Source organism: Apilactobacillus ozensis DSM 23829 = JCM 17196 (assembly GCF_001435995.1).
Classification (GTDB): Bacteria; Bacillota; Bacilli; order Lactobacillales; family Lactobacillaceae; genus Apilactobacillus; species Apilactobacillus ozensis.
This window is the reverse complement of record NZ_AYYQ01000005.1, coordinates 14,351-39,419: the sequence shown is the minus strand read 5'-3', so window position 1 is coordinate 39,419 and position 25,069 is coordinate 14,351. Positions and strand designations below refer to the sequence as shown.

General features: G+C 32.3%; 27 protein-coding genes. 22 read left to right on the top strand and 5 right to left on the bottom strand.

All coding sequences use genetic code 11. The annotated features are described in order from the left end of the window. Window positions 1-15 precede the first annotated feature (15 nt). From FD06_RS01910 to FD06_RS01870, 9 genes are all read left to right on the top strand, one after another. A complete protein-coding gene (locus tag FD06_RS01910) occupies window positions 16-789 on the top strand; it encodes a TatD family hydrolase (protein ID WP_056965750.1) in 774 nt (257 codons plus the stop codon). Continuing rightward, window positions 789-1,358 (top strand): ribonuclease M5, encoded by a 570-nt coding sequence (rnmV, locus tag FD06_RS01905; protein WP_056965749.1) that lies wholly within the window; start codon window positions 789-791, stop codon window positions 1,356-1,358. Before FD06_RS01910 ends, rnmV begins: the two co-directional genes overlap by 1 nt. Then, a complete protein-coding gene (gene rsmA / locus FD06_RS01900) occupies window positions 1,351-2,238 on the top strand; it encodes a 16S rRNA (adenine(1518)-N(6)/adenine(1519)-N(6))-dimethyltransferase RsmA (protein ID WP_056965748.1) in 888 nt (295 codons plus the stop codon). Before rnmV ends, rsmA begins: the two co-directional genes overlap by 8 nt. An 87-nt stretch (window positions 2,239-2,325) precedes the next feature. Next, window positions 2,326-2,577, top strand: coding sequence for a Veg family protein (locus FD06_RS01895; protein WP_056965747.1), 252 nt, complete (start codon window positions 2,326-2,328; stop codon window positions 2,575-2,577). Window positions 2,578-2,694: 117 nt separating this feature from the next. Continuing rightward, window positions 2,695-3,543 carry a 4-(cytidine 5'-diphospho)-2-C-methyl-D-erythritol kinase gene (gene ispE, locus FD06_RS01890; protein ID WP_056965746.1) on the top strand — a complete coding sequence of 283 codons (849 nt, stop codon included), beginning with the start codon at window positions 2,695-2,697 and terminating at the stop codon, window positions 3,541-3,543. A gap of 129 nt (window positions 3,544-3,672) precedes the next feature. Beyond that, entirely contained in the window at window positions 3,673-4,518 is an 846-nt protein-coding gene (gene purR, locus FD06_RS01885) for a pur operon repressor (protein ID WP_056965745.1), read from the top strand. 9 nt (window positions 4,519-4,527) lie between these two features. After that, complete coding sequence (gene glmU, locus FD06_RS01880) at window positions 4,528-5,901, top strand: bifunctional UDP-N-acetylglucosamine diphosphorylase/glucosamine-1-phosphate N-acetyltransferase GlmU (RefSeq protein ID WP_056965744.1); 1,374 nt, start codon at window positions 4,528-4,530, stop codon at window positions 5,899-5,901. A 131-nt stretch (window positions 5,902-6,032) separates the two neighbouring features. Beyond that, window positions 6,033-7,013 carry a ribose-phosphate diphosphokinase gene (locus tag FD06_RS01875; protein WP_056965743.1) on the top strand — a complete coding sequence of 327 codons (981 nt, stop codon included), beginning with the start codon at window positions 6,033-6,035 and terminating at the stop codon, window positions 7,011-7,013. A gap of 59 nt (window positions 7,014-7,072) precedes the next feature. Beyond that, entirely contained in the window at window positions 7,073-7,363 is a 291-nt protein-coding gene (locus FD06_RS01870) for a DUF3899 domain-containing protein (protein ID WP_269147726.1), read from the top strand. Window positions 7,364-7,408: 45 nt separating this feature from the next. On the opposite strand, the gene yidA is transcribed toward FD06_RS01870, so the two are convergent. Together yidA and FD06_RS01860 are read right to left on the bottom strand one after the other, a co-directional pair. Further along, window positions 7,409-8,218 (bottom strand): sugar-phosphatase, encoded by an 810-nt coding sequence (gene yidA / locus FD06_RS01865; protein ID WP_054658438.1) that lies wholly within the window; start codon window positions 8,216-8,218, stop codon window positions 7,409-7,411. Beyond that, the gene (locus FD06_RS01860; protein WP_056965741.1) at window positions 8,218-9,579 is read right to left on the bottom strand and encodes an HD domain-containing protein; all 1,362 of its coding nucleotides are present in this window, start codon (window positions 9,577-9,579) and stop codon (window positions 8,218-8,220) included. The genes yidA and FD06_RS01860 overlap by 1 nt, the downstream gene beginning before the upstream one ends. Before the next feature lie 146 nt (window positions 9,580-9,725). Here FD06_RS01860 and FD06_RS01855 point away from each other — a divergent pair, with 146 nt between their 5' ends. From FD06_RS01855 to FD06_RS01800, 12 genes are all read left to right on the top strand, one after another. Further along, window positions 9,726-10,154 carry a YwiB family protein gene (locus tag FD06_RS01855; RefSeq protein WP_056965740.1) on the top strand — a complete coding sequence of 143 codons (429 nt, stop codon included), beginning with the start codon at window positions 9,726-9,728 and terminating at the stop codon, window positions 10,152-10,154. 89 nt (window positions 10,155-10,243) lie between these two features. Beyond that, window positions 10,244-10,747, top strand: coding sequence for a DNA-directed RNA polymerase subunit delta (gene rpoE / locus FD06_RS01850; RefSeq protein ID WP_420834748.1), 504 nt, complete (start codon window positions 10,244-10,246; stop codon window positions 10,745-10,747). Window positions 10,748-10,940: 193 nt separating this feature from the next. Continuing rightward, window positions 10,941-12,548 (top strand): CTP synthase, encoded by a 1,608-nt coding sequence (locus FD06_RS01845; RefSeq protein ID WP_056965738.1) that lies wholly within the window; start codon window positions 10,941-10,943, stop codon window positions 12,546-12,548. 146 nt (window positions 12,549-12,694) lie between these two features. Further along, the gene (locus FD06_RS01840) at window positions 12,695-13,963 is read left to right on the top strand and encodes a UDP-N-acetylglucosamine 1-carboxyvinyltransferase (RefSeq protein ID WP_054658434.1); all 1,269 of its coding nucleotides are present in this window, start codon (window positions 12,695-12,697) and stop codon (window positions 13,961-13,963) included. Window positions 13,964-14,085: 122 nt separating this feature from the next. Then, a complete protein-coding gene (locus FD06_RS01835) occupies window positions 14,086-14,337 on the top strand; it encodes a type B 50S ribosomal protein L31 (protein WP_056965737.1) in 252 nt (83 codons plus the stop codon). A gap of 69 nt (window positions 14,338-14,406) precedes the next feature. Next, window positions 14,407-15,063, top strand: coding sequence for a class A sortase (locus tag FD06_RS01830; RefSeq protein ID WP_056965736.1), 657 nt, complete (start codon window positions 14,407-14,409; stop codon window positions 15,061-15,063). Window positions 15,064-15,138: 75 nt separating this feature from the next. After that, the gene (locus tag FD06_RS01825) at window positions 15,139-15,924 is read left to right on the top strand and encodes a hypothetical protein (RefSeq protein WP_054658432.1); all 786 of its coding nucleotides are present in this window, start codon (window positions 15,139-15,141) and stop codon (window positions 15,922-15,924) included. Between the two features lie 102 nt (window positions 15,925-16,026). After that, the gene (locus tag FD06_RS01820; RefSeq protein ID WP_054658430.1) at window positions 16,027-17,406 is read left to right on the top strand and encodes a UDP-N-acetylmuramoyl-tripeptide--D-alanyl-D-alanine ligase; all 1,380 of its coding nucleotides are present in this window, start codon (window positions 16,027-16,029) and stop codon (window positions 17,404-17,406) included. A 162-nt stretch (window positions 17,407-17,568) separates the two neighbouring features. Continuing rightward, on the top strand, window positions 17,569-19,092 hold the full coding sequence (cshA, locus tag FD06_RS01815) for a degradosome RNA helicase CshA (protein WP_056965735.1): 1,524 nt from the start codon (window positions 17,569-17,571) through the stop codon (window positions 19,090-19,092). 93 nt (window positions 19,093-19,185) lie between these two features. After that, a complete protein-coding gene (gene alr / locus FD06_RS01810) occupies window positions 19,186-20,310 on the top strand; it encodes an alanine racemase (protein ID WP_056965734.1) in 1,125 nt (374 codons plus the stop codon). A gap of 46 nt (window positions 20,311-20,356) precedes the next feature. Next, window positions 20,357-20,635, top strand: a complete 279-nt coding sequence (locus FD06_RS01805; RefSeq protein ID WP_054658428.1) for a hypothetical protein — start codon at window positions 20,357-20,359, stop codon at window positions 20,633-20,635. A gap of 15 nt (window positions 20,636-20,650) precedes the next feature. Beyond that, complete coding sequence (locus FD06_RS01800; protein ID WP_056965733.1) at window positions 20,651-21,013, top strand: type II toxin-antitoxin system PemK/MazF family toxin; 363 nt, start codon at window positions 20,651-20,653, stop codon at window positions 21,011-21,013. A gap of 49 nt (window positions 21,014-21,062) precedes the next feature. On the opposite strand, the gene cbpA is transcribed toward FD06_RS01800, so the two are convergent. From cbpA to FD06_RS01785, 3 genes are all read right to left on the bottom strand, one after another. Continuing rightward, complete coding sequence (gene cbpA / locus FD06_RS01795) at window positions 21,063-21,704, bottom strand: cyclic di-AMP binding protein CbpA (protein ID WP_056965732.1); 642 nt, start codon at window positions 21,702-21,704, stop codon at window positions 21,063-21,065. Between the two features lie 59 nt (window positions 21,705-21,763). Beyond that, window positions 21,764-23,194 carry a glycosyltransferase family 39 protein gene (locus FD06_RS01790; protein ID WP_237757219.1) on the bottom strand — a complete coding sequence of 477 codons (1,431 nt, stop codon included), beginning with the start codon at window positions 23,192-23,194 and terminating at the stop codon, window positions 21,764-21,766. A 152-nt stretch (window positions 23,195-23,346) separates the two neighbouring features. Next, the gene (locus tag FD06_RS01785) at window positions 23,347-24,297 is read right to left on the bottom strand and encodes an L-lactate dehydrogenase (protein ID WP_054658698.1); all 951 of its coding nucleotides are present in this window, start codon (window positions 24,295-24,297) and stop codon (window positions 23,347-23,349) included. A gap of 206 nt (window positions 24,298-24,503) precedes the next feature. On the opposite strand from FD06_RS01785, the gene pth reads away from it, so the two are divergent. Beyond that, a complete protein-coding gene (gene pth, locus FD06_RS01780) occupies window positions 24,504-25,061 on the top strand; it encodes an aminoacyl-tRNA hydrolase (protein ID WP_056965730.1) in 558 nt (185 codons plus the stop codon). Window positions 25,062-25,069: the final 8 nt, after the last annotated feature.

The following is a 25,069-nucleotide window of genomic DNA, read 5'->3' as shown; positions in this document are numbered from 1 at the left end:
GAGAAAGGATATAAAATGCAAATTTTTGATTCACATACACATTTGAACGATAATGCATTTATTAATGATGTAGATAAGTATATTGAACATGCTAAAAAATTAGGTGTGTGTAAAATGGCCATTGTTGGTTCCAATGCCAAACTAAACCAATTATCTCTAGAATTAGCGCATAAATATGACAATCTTTATTCTATTATTGGTTGGCACCCAGAAGATGCACTTGATTATAACGATGAGCAAGAAGCTATTCTAAAGGAACAGTTAAAAGACCCTAAAATAGTGGCATTAGGTGAAATCGGTTTAGACTATCATCAAGATGTAACTTCGCGAGAACTACAAATGAAAGTATTTCGTAGACAAATTAAAATTGCTAAGGCGATGAATTTACCAATTTCAGTCCATAATAGAGATGCATTTGAAGATACTTATAATATTCTTAAAGCTGAAGATGTGCATGCTAATAGCGGGATTATTCATAGTTTTAATGGAGATGTTGACTGGTTGAATAAATTTATGGACTTAGGAATGTATGTTTCTTATAGTGGGGTAGCTAGTTTTAAAAAGACACACGAAGTTCATGATGCAGTAAGGGCAACCCCTATTGATCGTATGTTAGTTGAAACGGATGCACCTTATTTAGCTCCAGAACCACTTAGAGGACATCAAAACGAGCCAGCTTATACATTATATACTTTGGAAGCGGTGGCTAGATTTAGGGATGAAAATCCTGATAAGATTGCTAAAGCAACCTATAACAACACTCTAAAATTGTTTGGAATTAAAGACTAATGAAAAAAATTGAAGAAGTGATTGTCGTTGAGGGACGTGACGACACTAAACGCATAAAAATGGCGGTCAATGCCGATACTATTGAAACTAGAGGTTCAGCCGTTTCTGAAGAAACGATTAAGTTGATTCAAAAACTAGCTAAAACGCGGGGCGTAATTATTTTTACAGACCCTGATTTTTCAGGTGAAAGAATTAGACGAATCGTTTCACAGGCAGTTCCAAATGCTAAACATGCTTTTGTAGCTCGCAATAAATCTGTTCCTACCAAATTAGATGGTTCTTTAGGGGTGGAACATGCCAGTATTGAAACTATTCGTGAATCATTAAGCAATTTATATACTGAGAATACTCAAGCAGATGAGCAAATTAGTCGTAACGATTTGATGCAAGCACGTTTAATTAATGACGACCAGGCTAAAATTCGTCGTGAGAAATTATGTGCGTTTTTACAAATTGGTTATGTTAATGCCAAACAGTTAAGCAAAAGGCTACGAATGTTTGGCGTATCAAAAGAAGAATTTAATACAGCTTTAGAAAAAATTGATATGGAAGGAAATTTACATGCCTAACACTCCAGATATAGCAACACCAGCTAGAACGCAAGCTATCTTAAACCGCTACCATTTAGCAGCTAAGAAAAGTCTAGGTCAGAATTTTTTAACTGACTTAAATATATTGCAAAAAATTGTAGAAGCAGCTTCTATTAGTGATTCTGATAACATTATTGAAATTGGCCCAGGAATAGGTGGTTTAACTGAACAACTAGCTAAAAATGCTAAAAAAGTTTTAGCGTTTGAAATTGACCAAAACTTATTACCAGTTTTAGATGATACACTTTCTCAATATAATAACGTTAAAATAATTAATCAGGATATTTTAAAAGCTAACTTACCCCAAGTAATTGAAGATGAATTTGAAAAGGAAAATCCAGTTAAAGTAGTAGCTAATTTACCATATTACATCACAACGCCGATTATTTTAGACTTACTTAAGGGCAATGCTAGTTTTGATCAAATCGTTGTCATGATGCAAAAAGAAGTTGCAGATCGTTTAGTTGCTAAGCCGGGTAGTAAAGACTATGGCTCACTTTCCATCATTATTCAATATTTGAATAATACTGAAATTGCTTTCGAAGTGCCTAGAACATCATTTATCCCAGCTCCAAAAGTTAATTCAGCAATTGTTTCACTATCAAGTAAAGATAGTATTGATAATCCAGTATTTGATTTTGATAAGTTTTGCGGATTTGTAAGGGGGTGTTTTGCACATCGTCGTAAGACTTTTTGGAATAATTTACAGGGAGTATTTGGAAAGACTCCGGAAATTAAACAAGCGTTAAAATTAGCTTTACAAGAATTTAATATTGATGCAGGCATCAGACCCGAAAGGCTAGCAATTGAGCAGTATGTAGAATTAGCAAATTATTTTCATGATAAGCAAATGCTTTAAAAAGATGTTGAATTATAAATTATGTTATGATATAATTTGAAATATTTTCATTATAGTTGTATAATAGCTATAGTGAGGTGACAGATTATGCCAACTAGCTTGACAGATATCAAAAGTAAGTTGGATGATCGTCTTGGCCAAGAAGTCATGGTGACCGTCCAAGCAGGACGTAACAAGATTGTAGAAAGACATGGTGTTTTATCTGAAACATTTCCTGCCGTCTTCGTTATCGATTTAGAAAAAGATGAGAACTTGAAACGAGTTTCATATAGCTATACAGATATTTTAACTAAAAATATCGATGTAGAATTCGAAAATGATATTACTGAAGAAGTTTAATATTTTATGAGGATTAGACGTTTGTCTAATCCTTTTTTAATATCTCGGAAAACTGACTTTTAACTATTATTTTAGTATAATACATATAAAATATTGCGATGAAGCGGAGCGATATGTATGGAAATCATAGAAAAAGCATCGGCTAAGATAAATTTAGCTTTAGATACTCCCTATAAACACAGCGATGGTGAACCAGAGTGGAACATGGTGATGACCTCGATTGATGTGGCCGATTATGTAAGAATTGTTGATAACGATAGTGGAAAAATAACTGTTGAGTCAGATAGTTTATTTTTGCCAGAAGACCATCGAAATTTAGCTTATCAAGCTGCTGAATTAATAAAGTGTGAATTTAAAATTGATTTAGGCGTGGATATAACCATTAGAAAAAATATTCCAGTTTCTGCGGGGTTAGGTGGTGGCTCATCTGATGCTGCTGCTGTTTTGCGTGGCTTGAATCAAATGTGGAAATTAAACATTAGTTTAGATAAATTAGCTGAGTTGGCTTTACAATTAGATTCTGATGTTCCATACTGCATTTTTAGTCAAACTGCTAAAGTGAGCGGAAGAGGAGCTAATATTGAAACTTTACATAAATTACCTTCGATGTATTTTGTAATCGTTAAACCGCAAATTAGTATTTCTACGCCACAAATTATTAAAAAAATTGACTATAAAATCATAAATCATAAAAGTGTAGATAAGCTGGTTAATTCGATTGATCAAGACAATTACCAAAAAGTCGTTGATAACATGTTCAATGTATTAGAACCTATTTCTGCTAAAAAGTACCATGATATAGTTAAAATAAAAAATAAATTGTTGGCTTATGGAGCTGATAATGCTCAAATGAGTGGTACTGGTCCAACCGTTTTTGGAGTTTGCAAAACGGAACAAAGTGCTAAGCATATTTTTAATAGTATCAGAGGATTTTGTTCGGAAGTATATCTTGTTCACTCATTATAATTTAATTATCAGTGGCTTTTGTCTAAAAAATTACGGTATTTTTAGAAAAATGTTTTATAAAAACCGAACATTATGATAGTATTTAGATGTGATTTTATTGATGACACGAATTATTATGAGGTGAACAATTTGAAAAGTAAAAGAAGTGCAAGGCTAATTGATATGACTAGATATTTGATGGAAAATCCACATACTCTAGTTCCATTAACTTTTTTTGCTGAGCGTTATAGTTCAGCAAAATCATCAATTAGTGAAGATTTAACAATCGTTAGACAAACTTTTAGAGATAGAGGAATTGGATTGTTAGAAACAATTCCTGGGGCTGCTGGTGGTAGCAAGTTCATTCCATATATTTTAAAAGAAGAAGCTGAACAATTTGTAAATGAAATTAAACAGGCGTTGAATGACCAATCAAGATTGCTGCCAGGTGGTTATATTTATATGGCAGATTTATTAAGCAGACCATATATTTTGAGACAAATTGGTCGAATTATTGCTACTCAATACTTAAATCATGATATTGACGCGGTAATGACAGTTGCAACAAAAGGAATTCCAATTGCACAAAGCATTGCAAACTTGTTAAATGTGCCATTTGTGATTGCACGTCACGATTCCAGAATAACTGATGGTTCGACTATAAGTGTTAACTACGTTTCTGGCTCAAATCGTCGAATCGAAAAAATGGTTTTATCTAAAAGAAGTTTGCCGGAAGGTTCTAACGTATTAATTGTTGACGACTTTTTACGCGGTGGTGGTAGTGCCGCTGGACTATCAGATTTAGTAAAAGAGTTCAATTGTAACGTGGTAGGAATTTCTTTCTTTGCTGAAGGTGTTTATAATGGAGAAAGAAAGATATCTGCTGATCAATACACTTCAATATTTAAAATTAATACTGAAAATGACAAGATTAGTGTGTCTGAAGGTAATTATGATAATAAGGTATATGGATATTTGGATAACAAGGAGAATTAATTATTAATAATGAATACTAGAAATACGATTATTTTAGCTGCGGGTAAAGGGACCCGTATGAAATCAAAACTGTATAAAGTTTTACATCGAGTTTGTGGTAAGACGATGGTTGATTGCGTTTTGACCCAGGTAGAAGCTAACAACATGGACAATATAGTTACAGTTGTTGGGTATGGGGCTGAAGACGTTGAAAAAACATTAGGTAACCGTACCAAATATGTATTACAAAAGGAGCAACTGGGAACCGGGGATGCTGTGAAACAAACAGCTGACTTATTGGCCGACTTAGATGGTTCTACCATGGTAGTTAGTGGTGACACACCACTATTTAAATCTGAAACATTTGATAAATTATTTAACTATCATGAATCACAAAAAGCAACTGCTACGATATTGACTTCCCACGCTCCTAATCCTTTTGGTTATGGTCGAATTGTACGTAGTGACAATGGAAATGTTGAAAAAATTGTAGAACAAAAAGATGCTAACGATGATGAACAAAAGATTCATGAAATTAATACGGGAGTTTATATATTCGACAATCGTCAACTTTTTAATGCACTTAAAGATGTTAAAAATTACAATGCACAGGGTGAATATTATTTACCTGATGTAATTGAAATCTTTAAAGCTAATGACTTAAAAGTGTCTGCATATGAAACGGATGACTTTAGCGAATCTATGGGAGTAAATGATCGAGTTGCCTTATCAAATGCAACCAGAGTTATGCAAAATAGGATTAATAGTTATCATATGAAAAATGGTGTTTCAATTATTAATCCTGAAAACACATATATTGATTTAGGGGTTAAAATTGGTCAAGATACAGTAGTAGAACCAGGGGTGCAAATTCATGGTAATACAGTAATTGGCAATGATTGTAAAATTGGAGCTAACTCTGAAATTATAGATTGCAATATTCATAATAACGTTACCGTTACATCTTCATTACTAGAAAAATCTGAAATGATGGATAATTCTGATATTGGACCATATAGTCATTTAAGACCACAAACAGTTATTGGTGAAAAAGTTCATTTAGGTAACTTTGTAGAAGTTAAAAAAGCTCAAATTGATGAGGGTACTAAAGTTGGACACTTAACATATGTTGGTAATGCTCATCTTGGTAAAAATATCAACGTTGGTTGTGGAGTTATTTTTGCTAACTATGATGGTGCCAATAAACATCAAACTAATGTTGGTGATGATAGTTTTATTGGTAGTAATTCTAATTTAATTGCCCCAGTAGAAATAGAAGACCACACCTTTATAGCAGCTGGTTCTACCATCACAGATGACGTTAAACAATATGACATGGCTATAGCTAGACAAAGACAAACTAATAAGTCTGGTTACTTTAAAAAGCTACCATATAATAATTAATAATTCTAAGTTATAAATGTTATAATTTTTGCATGAAAAAGTTATGTTTTTAGTGTAGAATTGATGTAGAATTATATCTGTTAGTCAGCGATTAATGGTAAAAAAACAATGAATAATAGTTGGAGGAACTTATGTCTGAAAAATATTCTGACCCTAAATTGAAGATTTTTGCATTAAATTCCAATCGTCCTTTAGCTGAAAAAATTGCTAAACGCGTTGGTGTAGACTTAGTTGAAACTTCAGTCGATAGATTTAGCGATGGCGAAATTAGAATCAACATTGAAGAAAGTATTCGTGGTGATAATTGTTATATTATCCAATCTACTTCAGCTCCAGTAAATGATAATTTAATGGAACTATTGATTATGATTGATGCTTTAAGACGTGCTAGTGCTAAAACTATCAACGTGGTAATTCCTTATTATGGTTACGCTCGTCAAGACCGTAAAGCTCGTTCACGCGAACCGATTACTGCTAAGTTAGTTGCTAACATGCTAGAAACTGATGGTATTACTCGTGTAGTGGCATTAGATTTACATGCAGCTCAAATTCAAGGCTTTTTCGATGTTCCAGTTGATCATTTAATGGGAGCACCGCTATTAGCTGATTACTTTATGAATAACGGTTGGAATTCAGATGATGTAGTTGTGTCACCTGACCATGGTGGAGTTGTTCGTGCCAGAGCTTTAGCCGAATTCTTGAAATCTCCAATTGCTATTATTGACAAACGTCGTCCTCAAGCTAATGTGGCTGAAATTATGAACATTATTGGTGATGTAAAGGGCAAATCATGTTTAATGATTGACGATATGATTGATACTGCTGGAACTATTACTTTAGGTGCTCAAGCGTTGATTGATGCTGGAGCTAAAGAAGTATATGCTTGTTGTACACATCCAGTATTATCTGGTCCAGCAATTGAACGTATTGAAAAATCACCAATCAAGCAATTAGTGGTTACAGACTCAATTCGTTTACCTGAAGAAAAACAAATTGATAAAATCAAGCAAATATCAGTAGCTCCATTAATTGGAGATGCTATTATCAGAGTTAACGAAAACAAACCAGTTAGTCCATTATTTAGCAATAGATTTCGCGGGGATGATAAGTAATCAAAGGTAAACGCTACTTTTTAACTATTTTATTCATCTTAACTACTTTATTTGCTATCTTGGCTCGTTTTGTTTCTCGAATAACACTTTTTACTAGTAATTTTTATTTTATGTTAGGAATGTTTTTAATTATCGTATCTTTATGCATAATTGTTTTTCATGGTGGATTATTTACCGGCTGGCGTGTATTTCATCGGAAGGGTGATAACGTTAGAAATGAAAATGAAAAAATTCCTTATAATAAGATAGGTCGTTTAAAAAATAAACCGATTAGAATTGGTAGGTTAGATACTATATTATTGTTATCAGGTTTATACTTGTCTGTATTAAGTGTTCTAATTACAATATAAATAAAAAGCGTAACTACAAATGTAGTTGCGCTTTTTCATTTATATTTATTTTAATGCATAGTTACGGATAGCATAAGCAACGCCATCTTCCTTATTAGATTTAGTGATAATGTCTGCAACGTCTTTTACTTTTTGAATACCGTTACCCATTGCTACACCTTTTCCAGCATATTCAATCATAGACATATCATTACCTTCATTACCAATTGCCATAACATTTTCAGAAGTAATATTTAAGTCTTGTGCTAACTTATGCAAAGCCTTACCTTTAGTGGCGTTTTTATTCATAAATTCAATAAATACAGGCTCTGATCTAACCATTGATAATCTTTCAGTTAAATCATCAGGAATGTTTTCCATAGCATTATCGATAACATCTGGATTAGCGATTAGCATGGCTTTAATAATGTCAAAATCTTCGGTTATTTCTTCAGGGGTTCTTACTCTGATGGGCATGTTAACCAAATAACTTTCTGTAATTGAAAACGGACTTAAGTCGCGGTTAGTAGCGTAAATGTAATCATTAGTTTCAATTTGAAAATTTGTTTTTAGTTCATGACTTAATTTTTCAATTTCTTTAAAGTCAGAATGCTTTAGAGCATACTTTTCGATAACGCGCCCGTTACTATCTTGAACTTGTGATCCGTTAAAAGTAATAGCGTATTCTTGATTTCCAGAGATACCTAGCTTTTTAAGGTAGGGTTTTACTCCGGTTAAAGGCCTGCCAGTACACAAAACAACTTTGATGCCATTGTCTCTAGCTTCTTGGACAGCTTTAATAGTTTCAGTAGTTAATTGATTTTCTTCATTTAATAATGTTCCATCAATATCAATTGCGATTAGTTTAATATCCATTATCGTTCTCCTTTTTGATTAATTATATGGTCATTTTTAATAAAGCTTTGAAATTTTTCGTAGTAGGGTTGGAAAATTTCAATATTGTTATCAGTACTCAATAATTCTTTAGGGAAGAAGAAGCGTTCATCACCTAATTGTTTTCCAGTAACGGCTTTTACTAAAGGTGAGATAGTCGATAATTCGACTAGAGAACCATCTTTTTGTCTTAATTCAATTTGAGTAGTGTGATGCTTCTTTTTTGGATCATATGCATCATATGGTAAATCAAAACTGTTATTCGTGGCAGTATAATATTTTACATCATAGCCAACTTTTTTAATGATTTCTTTCATAGATTTAATTAAATATTTATTTTGTCCATTATATTTAGTGGATTTAAAAGGCCTACGATCTAAAAAGCGATGAGCCAAATCAGATAAGATAGCATCTTGATTATCACACCATTGTAAGAAATAAGTATTTAAAACGCCGTCATCTAATTTCAGATAGTCTTTTAAATCAAAATGATGATTAAAGAATGGCATCAACATATAAGGAGTACTAGGTGAATCGGTTGGCAGCTTGCTTGACAGTTCTTTTGCGCGTAATAATAAATGACTTAAAATTACTTCCATCGATCTTGAAACGGGATGAAAATAAACTTGCATATACATTTGAAGCCTACTAATTATGTAGTCTTCAACCGCGTGCATACCAGATATATCAAAACAAATTCCACCGTCATAGGGACGCATAACTCTTAAAATTCTTGTTAAGTCAAAAGTCCCATATTGAGCACCAGTATAATATGCATCCCTTAATAAATAATCCATACGGTCAGCATCACATTGACTAGAAATCATTTGTACAACTTGTGGATTAGGATAAGTATGATTGATGACGCTCGCTACTTTTTCTGGAAAATCTGCACTAACTGTTTTTAACACTCGATTAACGTTAGTGTTAGGTGAAGTAATAATTCGACGTGTAATATCTTCGTGGTTTGTATGAAAAATATGTTCAAAGGTATGCGAGTAGGGACCATGTCCTAAGTCATGCAGTAAAGCTGCACATAGTGCAACTAATCGTTGAGAATCATCCCATAATCCATCATTATTTTGTTTACTAGGAAAGTTTCTTTGGAAAATATCACATATGCGGCGTGTTATTTCATAAACACCTAAACAATGTGAAAATCTAGAATGCTCAGCACCATGAAAAGTGTATGAGGTGGGCCCCAATTGCTTTACTCGTCTTAATCTTTGAAATTCCGGAGTATTAATTAAGTCTAGAATTACATGATGTTGAACGAATATGTAATTATGCACGGGGTCTCTAAAAACTTTTTCACGAGGTAGCAATCGGTCTTTATATGCCAAACAAATACCTCCTTAAGATATATTATTTTACATAACATTATAACAAAATTTATATGTAAAACGTTGTATTGACTACTAAAATTAATGCATATAGAATGGACTAAGCTTATAATTAAGTAGACTATTGATGTGAAAGAAGGGTATTAATGCACCGTTCTAGAAACCAACAAATTAAAATTAACTTGAGTACACAAATTGAACAAAATAGTGAAAGCAACACCTTTGAATTTGAAGTAAATGGTAGTATCGTTGAGATTAATGACGCTTTGTATATTAGATATAATGAAAATAATAACGCATCAGTTCCCGTAACGATTAAAATTCCACGTAATAGTGAAGCTATTCAGTTAACACGTAAAGCTGCAGGAACGCATACTAAGTTGTTTTTTAATCAAGGCCAAGTTATTCCAACTAAATATTTGACACCTTATGGGAAAATAGATATTAAAGTATTTACGTCGCATTTAGAATTTAAAGATGAAAGTGAAAAAGGAAGTTTATCGATTGACTATATAATATCTGACCATCATGATATACTAGGTCGTTATAAGATTAGATTGCAATTTGCGGTCTAAGCGAGTATTATATTTATTAGATTTGTGAAAGGACGTGTACCAATTTGAAATTAAAATCCTTGGAAGGTAAAGATAAAAAAGAATTATCCATGGTTGAAGTTGCTCATGCTATTCTTGAGGAACGTGGTGACGTTATGGCATTTGCTGATATAGCAAACGAAATCCAACAATATCTTGGCGATTCTGACGAAGAAATTCGTAAAAGATTGGTTCAGTTTTATACTGATATGAACGTCGACGGTAGCTTTATTTCTTTAGGTGATAATCTCTGGGGACTAAGAACTTGGTACCCTTATGAATCTATCGATGAAGCTACTGTTCACCCAGAAGATGAAGATATTGATCGTCCTAGAACTAAAAAAAGACGTAAAGTTAACGCATTCTTGGCAGATGCTTCAGATGATGATGACGTTATTGATTACGATGACGATGATCCTGAAGATCAAGATGATGATTTTGAAGATACAGACATTGATGACGATGTTGATAATAAATATGATAAAGATTTAGATGATATTAATGATGACGACTCTGAACTACCCGATGGTATTGAAGGCGACTTATCAGAATTAAACAGCGATGACGATGAATAAAATATCATAAAAAATCTTGACGAATTATTTTTAATTATGTATTATATTCTTTGGGCGCTTCACAATTTAATTTGTGAGGACAATTGATCGAAAAAATTAATCATTGGCTCCCTATTCTCGATGAATAGGGAGTTTTTATATTTTTGATTTAAAAATATTCTACCCTAAATAAATTTTATGAGGAGTTATATAAATGACTAAATATGTTTTTGTTACTGGTGGGGTTGTTTCTTCACTAGGAAAAGGAATTGTTGCTGCTTCACTTGGTCGTCTATTAAAGAATCGTGGCATAAATGTCACAATCCAAAAGTTTGACCCATACATTAACGTCGATCCTGGGACAATGAGTCCTTACCAACATGGTGAAGTGTTTGTTACTAATGATGGTACAGAAACTGATCTTGATTTAGGTCACTATGAACGTTTTATTGACAATGATTTAAATAAATATTCTAATGTAACTACTGGTAAAATTTATGAAGAAGTATTGAAAAAAGAACGTCGTGGTGATTATTTAGGGGCTACGGTTCAAGTTATTCCACACATTACTGGAATGATTAAAGAAAAAATTATGCGTGCTGCTAAAGTTTCAGATGCTGATATCGTTATTACTGAAATTGGTGGAACTGTTGGTGATATTGAATCTCTTCCTTTCTTAGAAGCTATTCGTCAAATGAAAGCTGAAGTTGGTGGCGATAATGTATTTTACATTCACACAACTTTAATTCCATATTTAAGAGCCGCTGGTGAAATGAAAACTAAACCAACTCAACACAGTGTGAAAGAACTTCGCGGTTTGGGAATTCAACCTAACTTGCTAGTAGTTAGAAGTGAACAACCAATCGATGAATCAATGCGTAAAAAGATTGCTTTGTTCTGTGATGTTAAGCCAGAAGCAGTAGTGGAATCATTAGATGCACCAACGCTATATTCAATTCCATTAATGTTACAAAAACAAGGTATGGATCAACAAATTGTTGATCACTTTGGTATTAAATCTGCACCAGCTGATATGTCAGCATGGAAGGCCTTGGAAACTAAAGTTCAAAACCTTGATAAAGAAGTTAATATTACATTAGTTGGTAAATACGTTGCTTTAAAGGACGCGTACATCTCAGTTGCTGAATCACTTAAGCATGCTGGCTATTTATTAAATGCTAAAATCAACCTTAAGATGATGGATGCTGAAACTATTAAAGAAGACAACGTTAAAGAAAAACTAAAAGATGCTGATGGTATTTTAGTACCAGGTGGATTTGGTGACCGTGGAACTGAAGGAATGATTACAGCAGTTAAATATGCTCGTGAAAACAACGTACCTTTCTTCGGTATTTGTTTAGGAATGCAAATTGCAAGTATTGAGTTTGCTCGTAACGTATTAGGCTATGCTGATGCTAACTCTACTGAATTAAATCCAGATACTAAGCATAAAGTTATTGATTTGATGGCTGATCAAGCTGACTTGAACGAAATGGGTGGAACTCAACGTTTAGGTGCTTACCCATGTAAGTTAAAACCAGGTACAGTTACAGCTGCTGCTTATGGTAACAAAAAAGAAATTTCTGAACGTCACCGTCACCGTTACGAATATAACAATGCTTATAGAGAACCTATGGAAGCTAACGGTTTAGTTATTGCTGGTACTTCTCCAGATAATCATTTGGTAGAAGTTGTTGAAATTCCAAAGAACAAATTCTTTGTTGCATGTCAATATCATCCAGAATTCCTATCTCGTCCAAATAAACCAGAAGGTCTATTTAAGGCATTCGTTGATGCAGCATTTGAACAACATGGTGAATAATAATTCTAAAAAATCGTAAATTTGTTTTACGATTTTTTTATTACATTTTTATGAATTTACTATAAACTATTGTATTTTAGCCATTATTTATTTATGATTATAATGTTTGCTATATTTTGGTAAAAACATAAGTGAGGAATTTGAGCATGACTAAAATGATAATTCACGGGGGTACTTGTTTATCAGGGGATGTTACAATTGGTGGCGCAAAAAATAGCACGGTAGCACTAATCCCTGCTGCTATTTTAGCTGATACCCCAGTACAATTGAATATGGTTCCAGATATATTAGATGTTCACAATTTAATGTTAATTTTAAAATCGATGAATGTGCGTTCTGAGTTTGCTGATGGAATGTTGACGATTGATCCGACTAATATTGTTGAAAATATTTTGCCTAGTAAGGCGATTAAAAGTTTAAGAGCTTCTTATTACTTTATGGGGGCTTTATTAGGTAAATTTGGTGAAGCTACGCTTAGCTTTCCAGGTGGAGATAATATTGGGCCTAGACCAATTGACCAGCATATCAAAGCGTTTGAAGCTTTAGGAGCGGATGTTACTAACAATAACGGTACGGTTCATATAAAGGCTGGTAAAAACGGCTTACATGGTGCTCAAATCTTTTTAGATTTAGTTTCAGTAGGAGCAACTATAAATGCTATTTTAGCAGCGGTTAAGGTTAAAGGTTCTACAGTTATTAGAAACGCTGCTAAAGAGCCTGAAATTATTGATATCGTAACCTTTTTAAACAACATGGGAGCTAAAATTAGAGGTGCCGGTACTGATGTTATTCGCATCGAAGGTGTTGAAAAATTAGAAGCTAAAAATACACATATTGTAATACCTGATCGGATTGAAGCAGGTACTTATTTATCATTAGCAGCTGCTTGTGGTGATGGCGTAACAGTACACAATGTGATTCCAGAACACTTAGAATCATTTATTGCTAAGTTACTGGAAATGGGTGTCGATTTAGAAGTTAACGAAGACAGTATTTTCGTACCAAAGTGTGACCATTTTAAAGGCACAGAAATTAAAACAATGGTTTATCCAGGTTTTGCGACTGATTTACAACAACCGATAACTCCATTATTATTAAAAGCCAATAGTCGTAGTATTATTACAGATACCATTTATCCAGAAAGAACTAAGCATATTCCTGAATTGTCTAAAATGGGCGCTAATATTAAATATAGAAATGGTTCAATTGTCATTGAACATACTGATAAATTAACTGGTCAAGAAGTATCTGCAGGAGAAATTCGTGCGGGTGCTGCAGCAGTTATTGCAGGTATTATGGCAGAGGGAACTACTACAATCTATAATGCCGATAATATTTTGCGTGGATATGATAATATTGTAGATAAATTAACGGAATTAAATGCTGATGTAGAGCTACTGAATGATGATATGTAATAGACTAAATTGTTAATAGGTATTGATAGAATTTTATAATAGTGTTAAACTACTTAAGTTAAGTTAACTAATCGATAATCTCTGTTTCAGCCAATGATTCAGGGCAAAGGAGCGATATAATTATGAAAAAAGGAATTCATCCAGAATACCATCAAGTAGTATTTCAAGATTCAAGTACTGGCTTTAAATTTATGGCTGGTTCAACTGTTAACTCTGACGAAACTATCAAGATGGATGACGGTAATACTTATCCATTAGTACGTGTTGAAATTTCATCAGATTCACATCCATTCTACACTGGCCGTGAAAAATTCACACAAGCCGATGGTGCTGTGGACCGTTTCAACAAAAAATATGGATTTACAAACAAATAATTTTTGTGAGAATATCATGTTTTACGACTTGGTATTCTTTTTTTGTACCCAAATTTAGTAGGTGATTGTATGAAAAAGATTTTAAAAGTGTCACTATTATTTTTAATAGTAGTATTGTCTTTAATTTTAATTTTTAACAGCCAAATTAGTAATTTAATAACAAAAACTTATCACCCAACTATTACCCAATCAGTTGTACAAAAAAATATTAACAAACCAGCTAATTTTGATTTTTCAAAAGCTAAATCAGTTGACTTTCCAAGAGTAGTTAAAGCTAAACTAAATCAATCTAATGTTAAAGTTATCGGTAAAATTATTATTCCAAAAATTGGCATTGATTTACCGATAGGCAAGGGTGTTGATAATAATACGCTAGCTTTGGCTGCTGGTACTATGCGTGATAATCAGAAAATGGGAATCGGCAATTTCCCATTAGCTGGTCATCACATGGAAGATAAAAAAGTTTTATTTAGCCCACTTTATTACAAAGCTAAAGTTGGACAATATGTTTATTTAACTGATATGAATAAAATTTATAAGTATCGTATTTATCAAAGAAAGTTTATTAAAGCTACTGATTTGTCAGTTATAAATGATACTAAAAATAAAATTGTAACACTTATAACTTGTGATGCTACCGGTGTGGGTAGGTTGATGATTAGAGGTACTTTAGTGGATATTACGGAATATTCTAAAAGTAGTATTGATAAAATTTATGCACAATAAATAATCTTTTTAAGAAATTATTTTAATATAGTAGTAAAATAATAGTTGTGAAATTTTGAGAAAGAGTGGAAAATTATGCGCGGTAATTTTATTTATATTAATTCTAATCTTGTGCGCAATATGGTTATTTCTCATGGTATTAATTCGGCTGACTTTGTTAACGGGATTGATGAAATGCCTGACAATATTTTGCTTTTAAATGATGATCGAGAAAATGCCAATAGTATTAATAGTCATACACGTTTTAGTACCATTACAGGTAAAAGTGCTGTAAGAAGTTTTTTTCTTAATAAACAAATAACGAATAAAAAAATAATTGACTTTAAGAGTGCCGATGATTTAGATTCTATGTTAGATAGCGAAATTGCCAGTCTGCTTTACTTAGGACATATGGAAGTTCCAATGCTTTATCCTTTTTCTTCTAAGTTACAAAACAGATATATATACATGGATATTAGGCATAATTTAGTAAAAACTTTTTACCGTAAGTTTTCTGATTTTAATCATGTGCTAGATGTTAGTTTAAAACGTCATTTACGTTATACCCACAACGGTAAGCGCGTATTTATTAGACCGCTTGTGGTAAAAGACGTTCCAAATGATATTATTTTAAAATTGGTTAAACTAAGTAACGATGGAATTTTAGTGGCTTTTGATCTTGCTAGTGAAAAAAATCGAATTTATCATATACCTTTATTTTTAGAAGATAGATCAGAGTATCAATATACTTGGAATGATGTTAACAGTTTTTATGATAGTGCTATTAAAATTGGTAGTTTGGATTATGATATTAATCATTCCACTTGGAAGCTAAACATAACGGTTCAGTTTGAATCAATTGACTTAAACTATCTTTTCTAAAGTTCCAAGAAATACGCAGATTTAAAATACTACGTTTTTCATGATATAATTATTTAATAATTTGACTGTATAAAATATTTAAAATTAGGAGTTCTATTTGTTATGAAAATGTCACTTGCTGAAATTAATCGAGCGGTGGACTCAAAAAGCGATGTTAGTAAATATCAAGAAATTGAAGTTACGAGTGTTGCGTTTGATAGTCGTAATTTAAAGCCGGGAGCATTATTTGTTCCATTGGTGGATAATAATGACGGTCATGATTATATTAATGACGCCATTAAAAATGGTGCTGTTGCAACCTTATGGCAAAACAATCATGAGCATTTACCATTAGACTTTCCAGTTTTACAAGTTGATGATACTCTAGATGCTTTGCAAGAGTTGGCTAAATATTACTTGACTAAGATTAATCCTAGAGTTATCGCAGTAACTGGAAGTAATGGTAAAACTACTACTAAGGATATGATAGCTTCAATTTTATCAACTCAATTTAATGTTACTAAGACACATGCCAATTTTAATAATGAAATTGGAGTTCCAATTACGGTGTTATCGATGGAACCAAACACTGAAATGTTAGTAATTGAAATAGGTATGGATCGTCCAGGTCAACTAGATTACTTAAGTCGTTTAGTTCAGCCGGATGTTGCAGTTATTACGATGATAGGTGAAGCTCATATTGAATTTTTTGGTACTCGTGATAAAATTGCTGATGCTAAAATGGAGATTACACATGGTTTAAAAGCTGACGGAACTTTTATCTATAATGGTGACGAACCCTTATTAAGCGAACGTGCTAGCAATTTGAACTTTAGAAAATTCACCTTTGGTAACGGTCATGATAATGATTACTATGTTGAATCTATCGACAACTCTGACCAATCTATTAAGTTTCAGGCTAACAAATGGGAAGATACACAGTTTAACATTAACATGTTAGGCAGTTATAATGTTAACAACGCCTTAGCAGCTCTAGTCGTAGGTGATTTGTATCATATTCAAACTAATAATTTGCAACAAGCTTTAGATAAATTACAAGTTACCGAAAACCGAGCAGAATGGGTTGAAGGAAATAAAGGGGAAAAAATCCTTAGTGACGTTTATAACTCCAACCCAACCGCAGTTAGGCAAGTTTTAAAAGCATTTACCGAAAATGATTCCAATAAAAATAAAATCGTTGTTTTAGGTGATATGTTAGAATTAGGAAGTAAATCTAAAGAATTGCATGAATCCTTAGCTGATAGTTTTGACGTTAAATCAATTCATAAAGTTTACTTGATAGGTAATGATATTAAATTACTTTATGATAGACTAAAGCCAATGTATCCAGATGGTATGGTAATTTATTATGATAAAAATCAGTTAAAAGATTTAAATGATGATTTAGATGCAAATGTTTCTAAAGATGATGAACTTTTATTGAAAGCTAGTCATGGAATTCATTTGGAAAAAGTATTGAACCATTTAACGAATAAAAAATAGTTTATTTGCTTATTTGTAGTAAAAGGTTTAATATGTTTTAGTTACGTGTTTTACAATTATAGATTTTGTTCAATCAAATAACTAGTGCTTTATTGGAAAACGGATTTTTTTCAGGCTAGTTATGGTATTGTTCAGAAATGTTTCGTTTAGGAGGAAACATATTTGAAGTTTAGAGAATTAGGATTATCTGAAGATTTATTAAAAGCAATTGAAGAAAAGGGATTTAAGGAAGCTACTCCAATCCAAGCGGAAACCATTCCATTAACCCTAAAGGGTAAAGATGTTATTGGACAAGCCCAAACTGGTACAGGTAAGACTGCAGCTTTTGGTTTGCCAATCATTGAAAACATCGATTTAGACAACCCTAACGTACAAGCATTAATTATCTCACCAACTCGTGAATTAGCCATTCAAACTCAAGGTGAAATCAAGAAGTTTGGTAAGTTTAAGGGTATCGATGTTGCTGCCGTATACGGTGGTTCTGACATTAGAAGACAAATTAGCACGTTAAAAAGACATCCAAGAGTAGTTGTTGGTACTCCTGGTAGACTGTTAGATCATATTAACCGTCGTACTTTAAAATTAGGTCATGTTAAAACATTAGTTTTAGATGAAGCTGACGACATGTTAGATATGGGATTCTTGGATGATATTGAAAGTATCATCAAACAAGTACCTGAAGAAAGACAAACATTGTTATTCTCAGCTACTATGCCTCAACCAATTAAACGTGTTGGTGTACAGTTCATGAAAGACCCACAACAAATTACTATCAAAGCTAAGGCAGTTACAACTGACTTAATTGATCAATACTACATTAAAGTAAAACAATTCGAAAAATTTGATGTAATGACTCGTTTCTTTGATATTCAAGCACCAAAGGTAACGATTGTATTTTGTCGTACTAAACGTCGTGTAGACGAAGTAGCTAAGGGACTTCTTTTAAGAGGTTATTCTGCTGCAGGCTTACATGGTGATTTAACTCAAAATCGTCGTTCTCAAATTTTACGTGAATTTAAAAATGAAAAAATTGATGTTTTAGTTGCAACTGATGTCGCAGCTAGAGGTATCGATGTATCCGGAGTTACTCACGTATACAACTATGATATTCCTCAAGATTCTGAAAGTTATGTTCACCGTATTGGTCGTACTGGTAGAGCCGGAAACCATGGTGTTTCAATGACTTTTGTTGAACCTAATGAAATTAGCTATCTAAGAGATGTTGAAAAACTTACTAAAGTGAGAATGATGCCACTTAAGCCACCTTCGGCTGATGAAGCTCTTAGTGGACAACTTTCTGTAGCAAGTAAAGAAATCAGCTCACTACTTAAAAAATTATCAGTAGATAAATTTTCTAAGACTGCTGATGAATTATTAGAAGAATATGATGCTAAAGATTTAGTGGCATTACTTTTAAGTAAAATGACTAGAAATCAAGTTAAGGTTCACATAACTCCTGAACGTCCTTTACCAAACCGCAAGGGTGGTCACAATAAGTTTGGTAGAAACAAACGTCGCGGTGGAGGCGGTTTCCATAAACGCTATGGTAATGGCGGTGGCAACAGACGTCATAATGATCGTCGTTCTAAGAACAATGGTGATAGCCACAATAATAGTCATAGAAACAACAAGAATAATAATTCAAAACGCCCTAACAAGTCTTTTACAATTAAGCATAAAGACTAATTAAAAAGCTATTAATTTATTAATAAATTAATAGCTTTTTTTGTTTCATAGAATTACAATAGATGTTATTACGTATAATTGTGAGGTAATATTATGGCTGTTGGATTGCATCGAAATGCTCAAATTGTCATTAATAAAAATGCTATATTTAAAAATATTAAAACTGAAAAAGATAAATTAAATGCTGATACTAGCCTATTTGCGGTAGTTAAGGCCAATGCTTACGGACATGGCGCAATAGAAGTTGCTAACGTAGCCAAAAAAGCGGGTGCTGACGGATTTTGCGTAGCTATTTTGGATGAAGCCCTAGAGCTTCGTGAAGCTGGCATCAGTGAACCAATTTTAGTGCTAGGTATTAGTCGTGTTGAAGATGTTAAGATAATTGTTGAAAACAACATTTCCGTTGCAGTATCTTCTCTAAAGTGGTTACAAGAAGCCGAAAAATTGATGAAAGCTGAGTGTATTAAGGGTTCATTGCAGTTACATTTAGCTTTAGATACTGGAATGGGTAGAATTGGTTTTCAAAGTGTGTCAGAATTAGAAACTGTTGTTTCATATATAAAACAGCATTCTGATCTTAACGTTGAAGGTATTTTTACTCATTTTTCGACAGCTGATTCCAAGGATAGCAGTTATTTTGATAAGCAATTAAATAGATTTAACGAAATGAAATCTTTTTTACTAACTAACTTCAATCCTAAATACGTCCATGTTTCTAATTCAGCAACTAGCCTATGGCATAGTGAATGTAACGGAAATATGATTCGCTTTGGAGTGGCAATATATGGATTGAATCCATCTGGTAATGATATAGATTTGCCATACCCATTAAATCCAGCTTTGTCATTGACATCTGAGATAGTTCATTGTAAATTGGTTTCCAAAGGATATTCAATTGGATATGGAGCTACTTATACGACTAAAAGCGATGAGTGGATAGGGACGGTGCCGATTGGTTATGCTGACGGATTTAGTCGTAAGATGCAAGGATTTTATGTTTTAATAGATGGTATTAAGTGTAAAATTGTTGGAAGAGTATGTATGGATCAGTTTATGGTTAAATTGCCTTACCAAGTGAACACAGGCACTAAAGTTGTTATAATAGGTAGTAGTAATAATGAAACCATTACGCTATTTGATATTGCCCAGTATTGTGATACTATCCATTATGAAGTATCCTGTAATTTGAGTAATCGTTTGCCACGATTTTATGTATAGCTCATTTACATTAGTTAATAATATTTTGTTTAGGAGTACTTAAAATATGACATTCAATAACAAAAATAGTTTCTCAGTAGTATTTAATGAAAATATTTCTAAAGAATTAGATAATTTTGTTAATGATTTATCTTTCAGCTTTGATAGTAATGTTAAAGTTCTTATTAAGAAGTCATATTTTACTGATGATGAAATTATACAGTCTATGATAACAGGTTACTTAGAAATGGCTTCTTTGAACAAAGAAATAGTTTCTGAATTTAATGATTGTGAAGATGATGCTGAAATAAAATTAGATAAATATCGAAAAAATGAATTAAACTAGACAGGGGATGTCACGATGTCTAAAGTAGAAATAAAACGTGGCGATATTTTTTATGCAGATTTGTCACCTGTAGTAGGTTCGGAACAAGGTGGAATGCGTCCGGTTTTGATTATCCAAAATAATATTGGAAATCATTATAGTCCTACTGTTATTGTTGCAGCAATTACAGCTAGGATATCAAAGCCTAAGATGCCTACACACGTTGGAATTAGTTCTAAAAAGACTAAAATTGAAAAAAATTCAGTTGTTTTATTAGAGCAAATTAGAACCATTGATAAACAAAGATTGCATGATAAAGTTGCTAATTTAGACGAGAAAACAATGAAATTAATTGATAATTCGCTCAGTTTGAGCGTCGGTTTAGGTAGAAGAAAATAATCTTATACATAAAAAGAGGGTTCGCATTAGCGAGCTCTCTTTTCTTTAATTAATATTCGTCATGTAAATCTTCAATTTCAGCCACTCTAAATGATTTTCTTTCTAGTGCCGCGGTAATACGACTTAATAATTCTTTATCGACTGAATTTGGTAATGTAAACATTACACGGTGAACTAGTTCGCCTTCTTGAGCATCTAAGCTAATGACACTTGCAATTGAAGTATATTTACTAATAATCTTAGACATACCTTCTAAATCTCCACGATCACCATGTGATAATACTGTAACCACATAACTTCCTATATTAACATTCCAGGATTGTGATAACATATCTAATAATCTTGTATGAGTGAGAATCCCATAGAAATTATTATTATTATCTAAGACTGTAATATATGGTAAGTCTTTAATGGAGAAAAAGACATAGAAAAAGGCTGAATTAATATTTACAAATTTAGTAGCATTTTTTAATAAAGTAGTTACTGGTAGTTGCATATCACCACCGCGTGATTTGTGGCGGTAAATATGCATTTTATAAATATTACCTCTAAAAATGTTTCCGGTTGTATCTAAGACTGGAACACATCTAAAATCTGAATCTTCTAGAACTTTTAAAGCTTCCTCTAAAGTTGCATTTTCATTTAGGGTAGTTAATCGACTTTTAGGTTTGACCAACGATTTCATTAACATAGACATTACTCCTTAAATTAGAAATTTTCTCATAAACACATTCTATCATAAAAATAATTCTAATATTTTAATTTATATAATTTATTTTTGAAATTACTATTTTCAAAGCTAGAAGTTGTTTGTGCGACTAATTGGTAATTCTTTATTAGATAAGGACTTGCTTCTACATTAAAATTATTTTTATCATCTACTGATTCAGTTATTTCAACAAAGTTATCTTTTTTGTGTTTTAAATATTTTAATTGGCTGTTATGGACTACTTTGTAAGCTGTCATATTAATTTGTGAAAAATATTTGTCTTTTGGAATGATACCAGCTGCTGTATAAATTCCGACATCTAAATTACCATAATTTAATAGTGATTTATCAGAACTTTGATTGATAATTTTTGCATATTTTAATTGAAAAGTATTTTTACCTTGAAATTGTTTAATTGCCAAATTTAGTGAGTTATTGGTTATAGTCGTTAAAACAAGGCATGTTAATATAAACATTATTATTTTAAATTTAGTTAATTTAAATGACAATGTTGTTGAAAAATGTGCTAAAGCTAAAATAAAGAAAATCAAATATGCACCTAGACCAACTAAATAATATCGATAGTTGTTACTGGCCCCCATAATAACAATTAAGTCAGTAGCTAAGGTTAATAATATTAAACATAAATTATTGATTTTTTTGTGATTGATTATTACATAAGAAATGCCAATCACAAATAAAATAGCCATTATCGCATTTTCTTTACCTCCAAATGGAAAGAGTATCGTGTTCTTAATAACATTGATTGGAGTAAAAGAGTTTTTATGGTAGTAATTTAAATTCAAATAAAAATAAACATAAAACAAACTATGCAGGGCTTTATTGAACCAATAAAATAATATTATAGGGGTAGTAATTATTAAGAATCCAACTAAAAAGTTATATATTATTTTGATTATTTTCTTATATTTTTTATGAATTAAAAAATACATAAATATATATCCAAAAAAGCCAATCCAGGGTGCAATTAAAGTATATTTGGTCCAAAAAGCAATTCCTACAAACATTGCTTGTAAAATGTATAGGTGATTAGGCATGGTATCTATATCGTATTTTAAACTTTGATATATCATGATTATAATCATGGGAGTGATAAATTCTTCTGGTAAATCACCATTTTCAAAAAAGTAAGAATTAAACATAATGGGAATTATTAAAAAAGTGGTCCATTTTGCGAAATTATTTTTGAAAAAGCTTCGTATAATTTTATGAATATAAATTAAATCAATAGATAGTGCAATGGATTCAAAAATATAAATTCCCAAGAAAGATTTATATGAAATTAACGCAGCAATACTGTGCATGAAATAAATAAGCGGACCTCTTTGATCGAATAAATCTTTATATGGCAACATTCCGTGCCAAATACTTTTACCCACTGTAAACATCATATTAGCATCCCAAGCACTATTAATTTTAAAAATAGGGGAAGCCGCGGTTAAAATTAGCATGGCTATAAAGCTTATTACTATGCATAAGTAATTAAAATTTCGATTATGTAACATTTTTTTCACCTGTATTTTTAAATAAAAATAACCGAGCTACCTAATCAGATAGCTCGGTTATTTTGTTAGTTAACAGTTATTAAATTAACTATTATCTATTATTTTAAAGAATCCATACCTTTTTCGGCAGTTTCTTTTAATGTCTTAGCTGAAGCAGCCATTTTAGCTTTTTCATCTTCACTTAATGGAACTTCCATAACCTTAGCAATACCTGAAGCGTTAACTACAGCTGGAGTACCAATGTAGATGTCGTTCAAGCCATATTCACCATTCATAGGTGCACCAACTGGTAATACTGAGTTTTCATCGCGTAAAATAGCACGAGAAATTCTCATTAATGCAGTAGCAACACCGTAGAAAGTAGCACCTTTCTTGTTGATGATAGTGTATGCCTTGTTTCTAGTTTCGTCTTCTAGTTTTAGTAAGTCATCTTTGCTTAGACCAGCTTCTTTAGCAACGTCTAATAATGGACGTGAACCAACAGTAGCTTCGTCAATGGCAGCAAATTCTGAGTCACCATGTTCACCCATAATGTATGCATTTACATCAGCAGGGTTAACACCTAACTTTTTACCAACAGCAACTTGGAAACGAGTTGTGTCCAATGAAGTACCTGAACCAACAACTTTTTCTTTTGGCCAACCTGAAAGTTTTTGTACACCATAAGTTAAGATGTCAACTGGGTTAGCAGCTACAAGGAAGATACCTTGGAAGCCTGAATCAACAACTGGTTTAACAATTGAAGATAAAATCTTTAAGTTTTTACCTACTAAGTCTAAACGACTTTCACCAGGCTTTTGAGGTGCACCAGCAGTAATAACTACTAAGTCAGCATCCTTACAATCACTGTAATCACCTGAGTAGATGTTCTTAGGAGCAGTGAATACTTGAGCATCTTCAAGATCCAATGCGTCCCCTTCAGTACGATCTTTGATAATATCAACGATGACGAATTCTTCACCGATTCCTTGTTGCATCATAGCGAATGCGTATGATGAACCAACGGCACCGTCACCAACTAAAACGACTTTTTGATGTTTTAAAGCCACAATAAACCATCCCTTCAAAATCAAATTTAAAGTTCCAATAAAAATTATATCATGAAATTATAAATTCTAAAGGATTTGTATTTAAATCGTTGAATTAAACTTTAGTTTTTATACCATGTCCAGCTTTAATTAGCTTAGTTAGTAGCTAATTTTGATTATGCTATAATTACAGTTAATTACTTAAATGCAAAGGAGATTGTTTTATTATGAAAATGATTGTGGGATTAGGAAATATTGGACCACAATATGATGGAACCAGACACAATACTGGTTTTTCAGTTGTAGATGATTTTGCAGAGGAAAATAATATAACTTTATCAACTATTAAGATGAATGCTAAGGTAGGTTCTGGGATGATTAATGGTGAAAAAGTTATTTTAGTTGAACCAACTACCTTCATGAATGAATCCGGTCGAGCTGTTAGACCTTTGATGGATTTTTATAAATTAGATATTGAAGATTTAATTGTTGTTTATGACGATATGGACTTGCCAGTTGGTAAAATTCGTCTTAGAAGTCATGGATCAGCAGGTGGGCATAACGGCATTAAAAGTTTAATTGCACATTTACAAACTGATAAATTTTACCGCATTAAAGTTGGAACTGACCATCCTAAGCAACAAAGTGTGGTTGATTATGTATTAGGTAAATTTACAACCGAACAAAAGCCACATTTCGATGAAGCTAAAGTTCAAGCTAACAAGGCTTTATTAGATTGGGTAGATGCGGTTGACTTTAATAAGTTAGAAAATACTTATAACTAAGTTTTTGG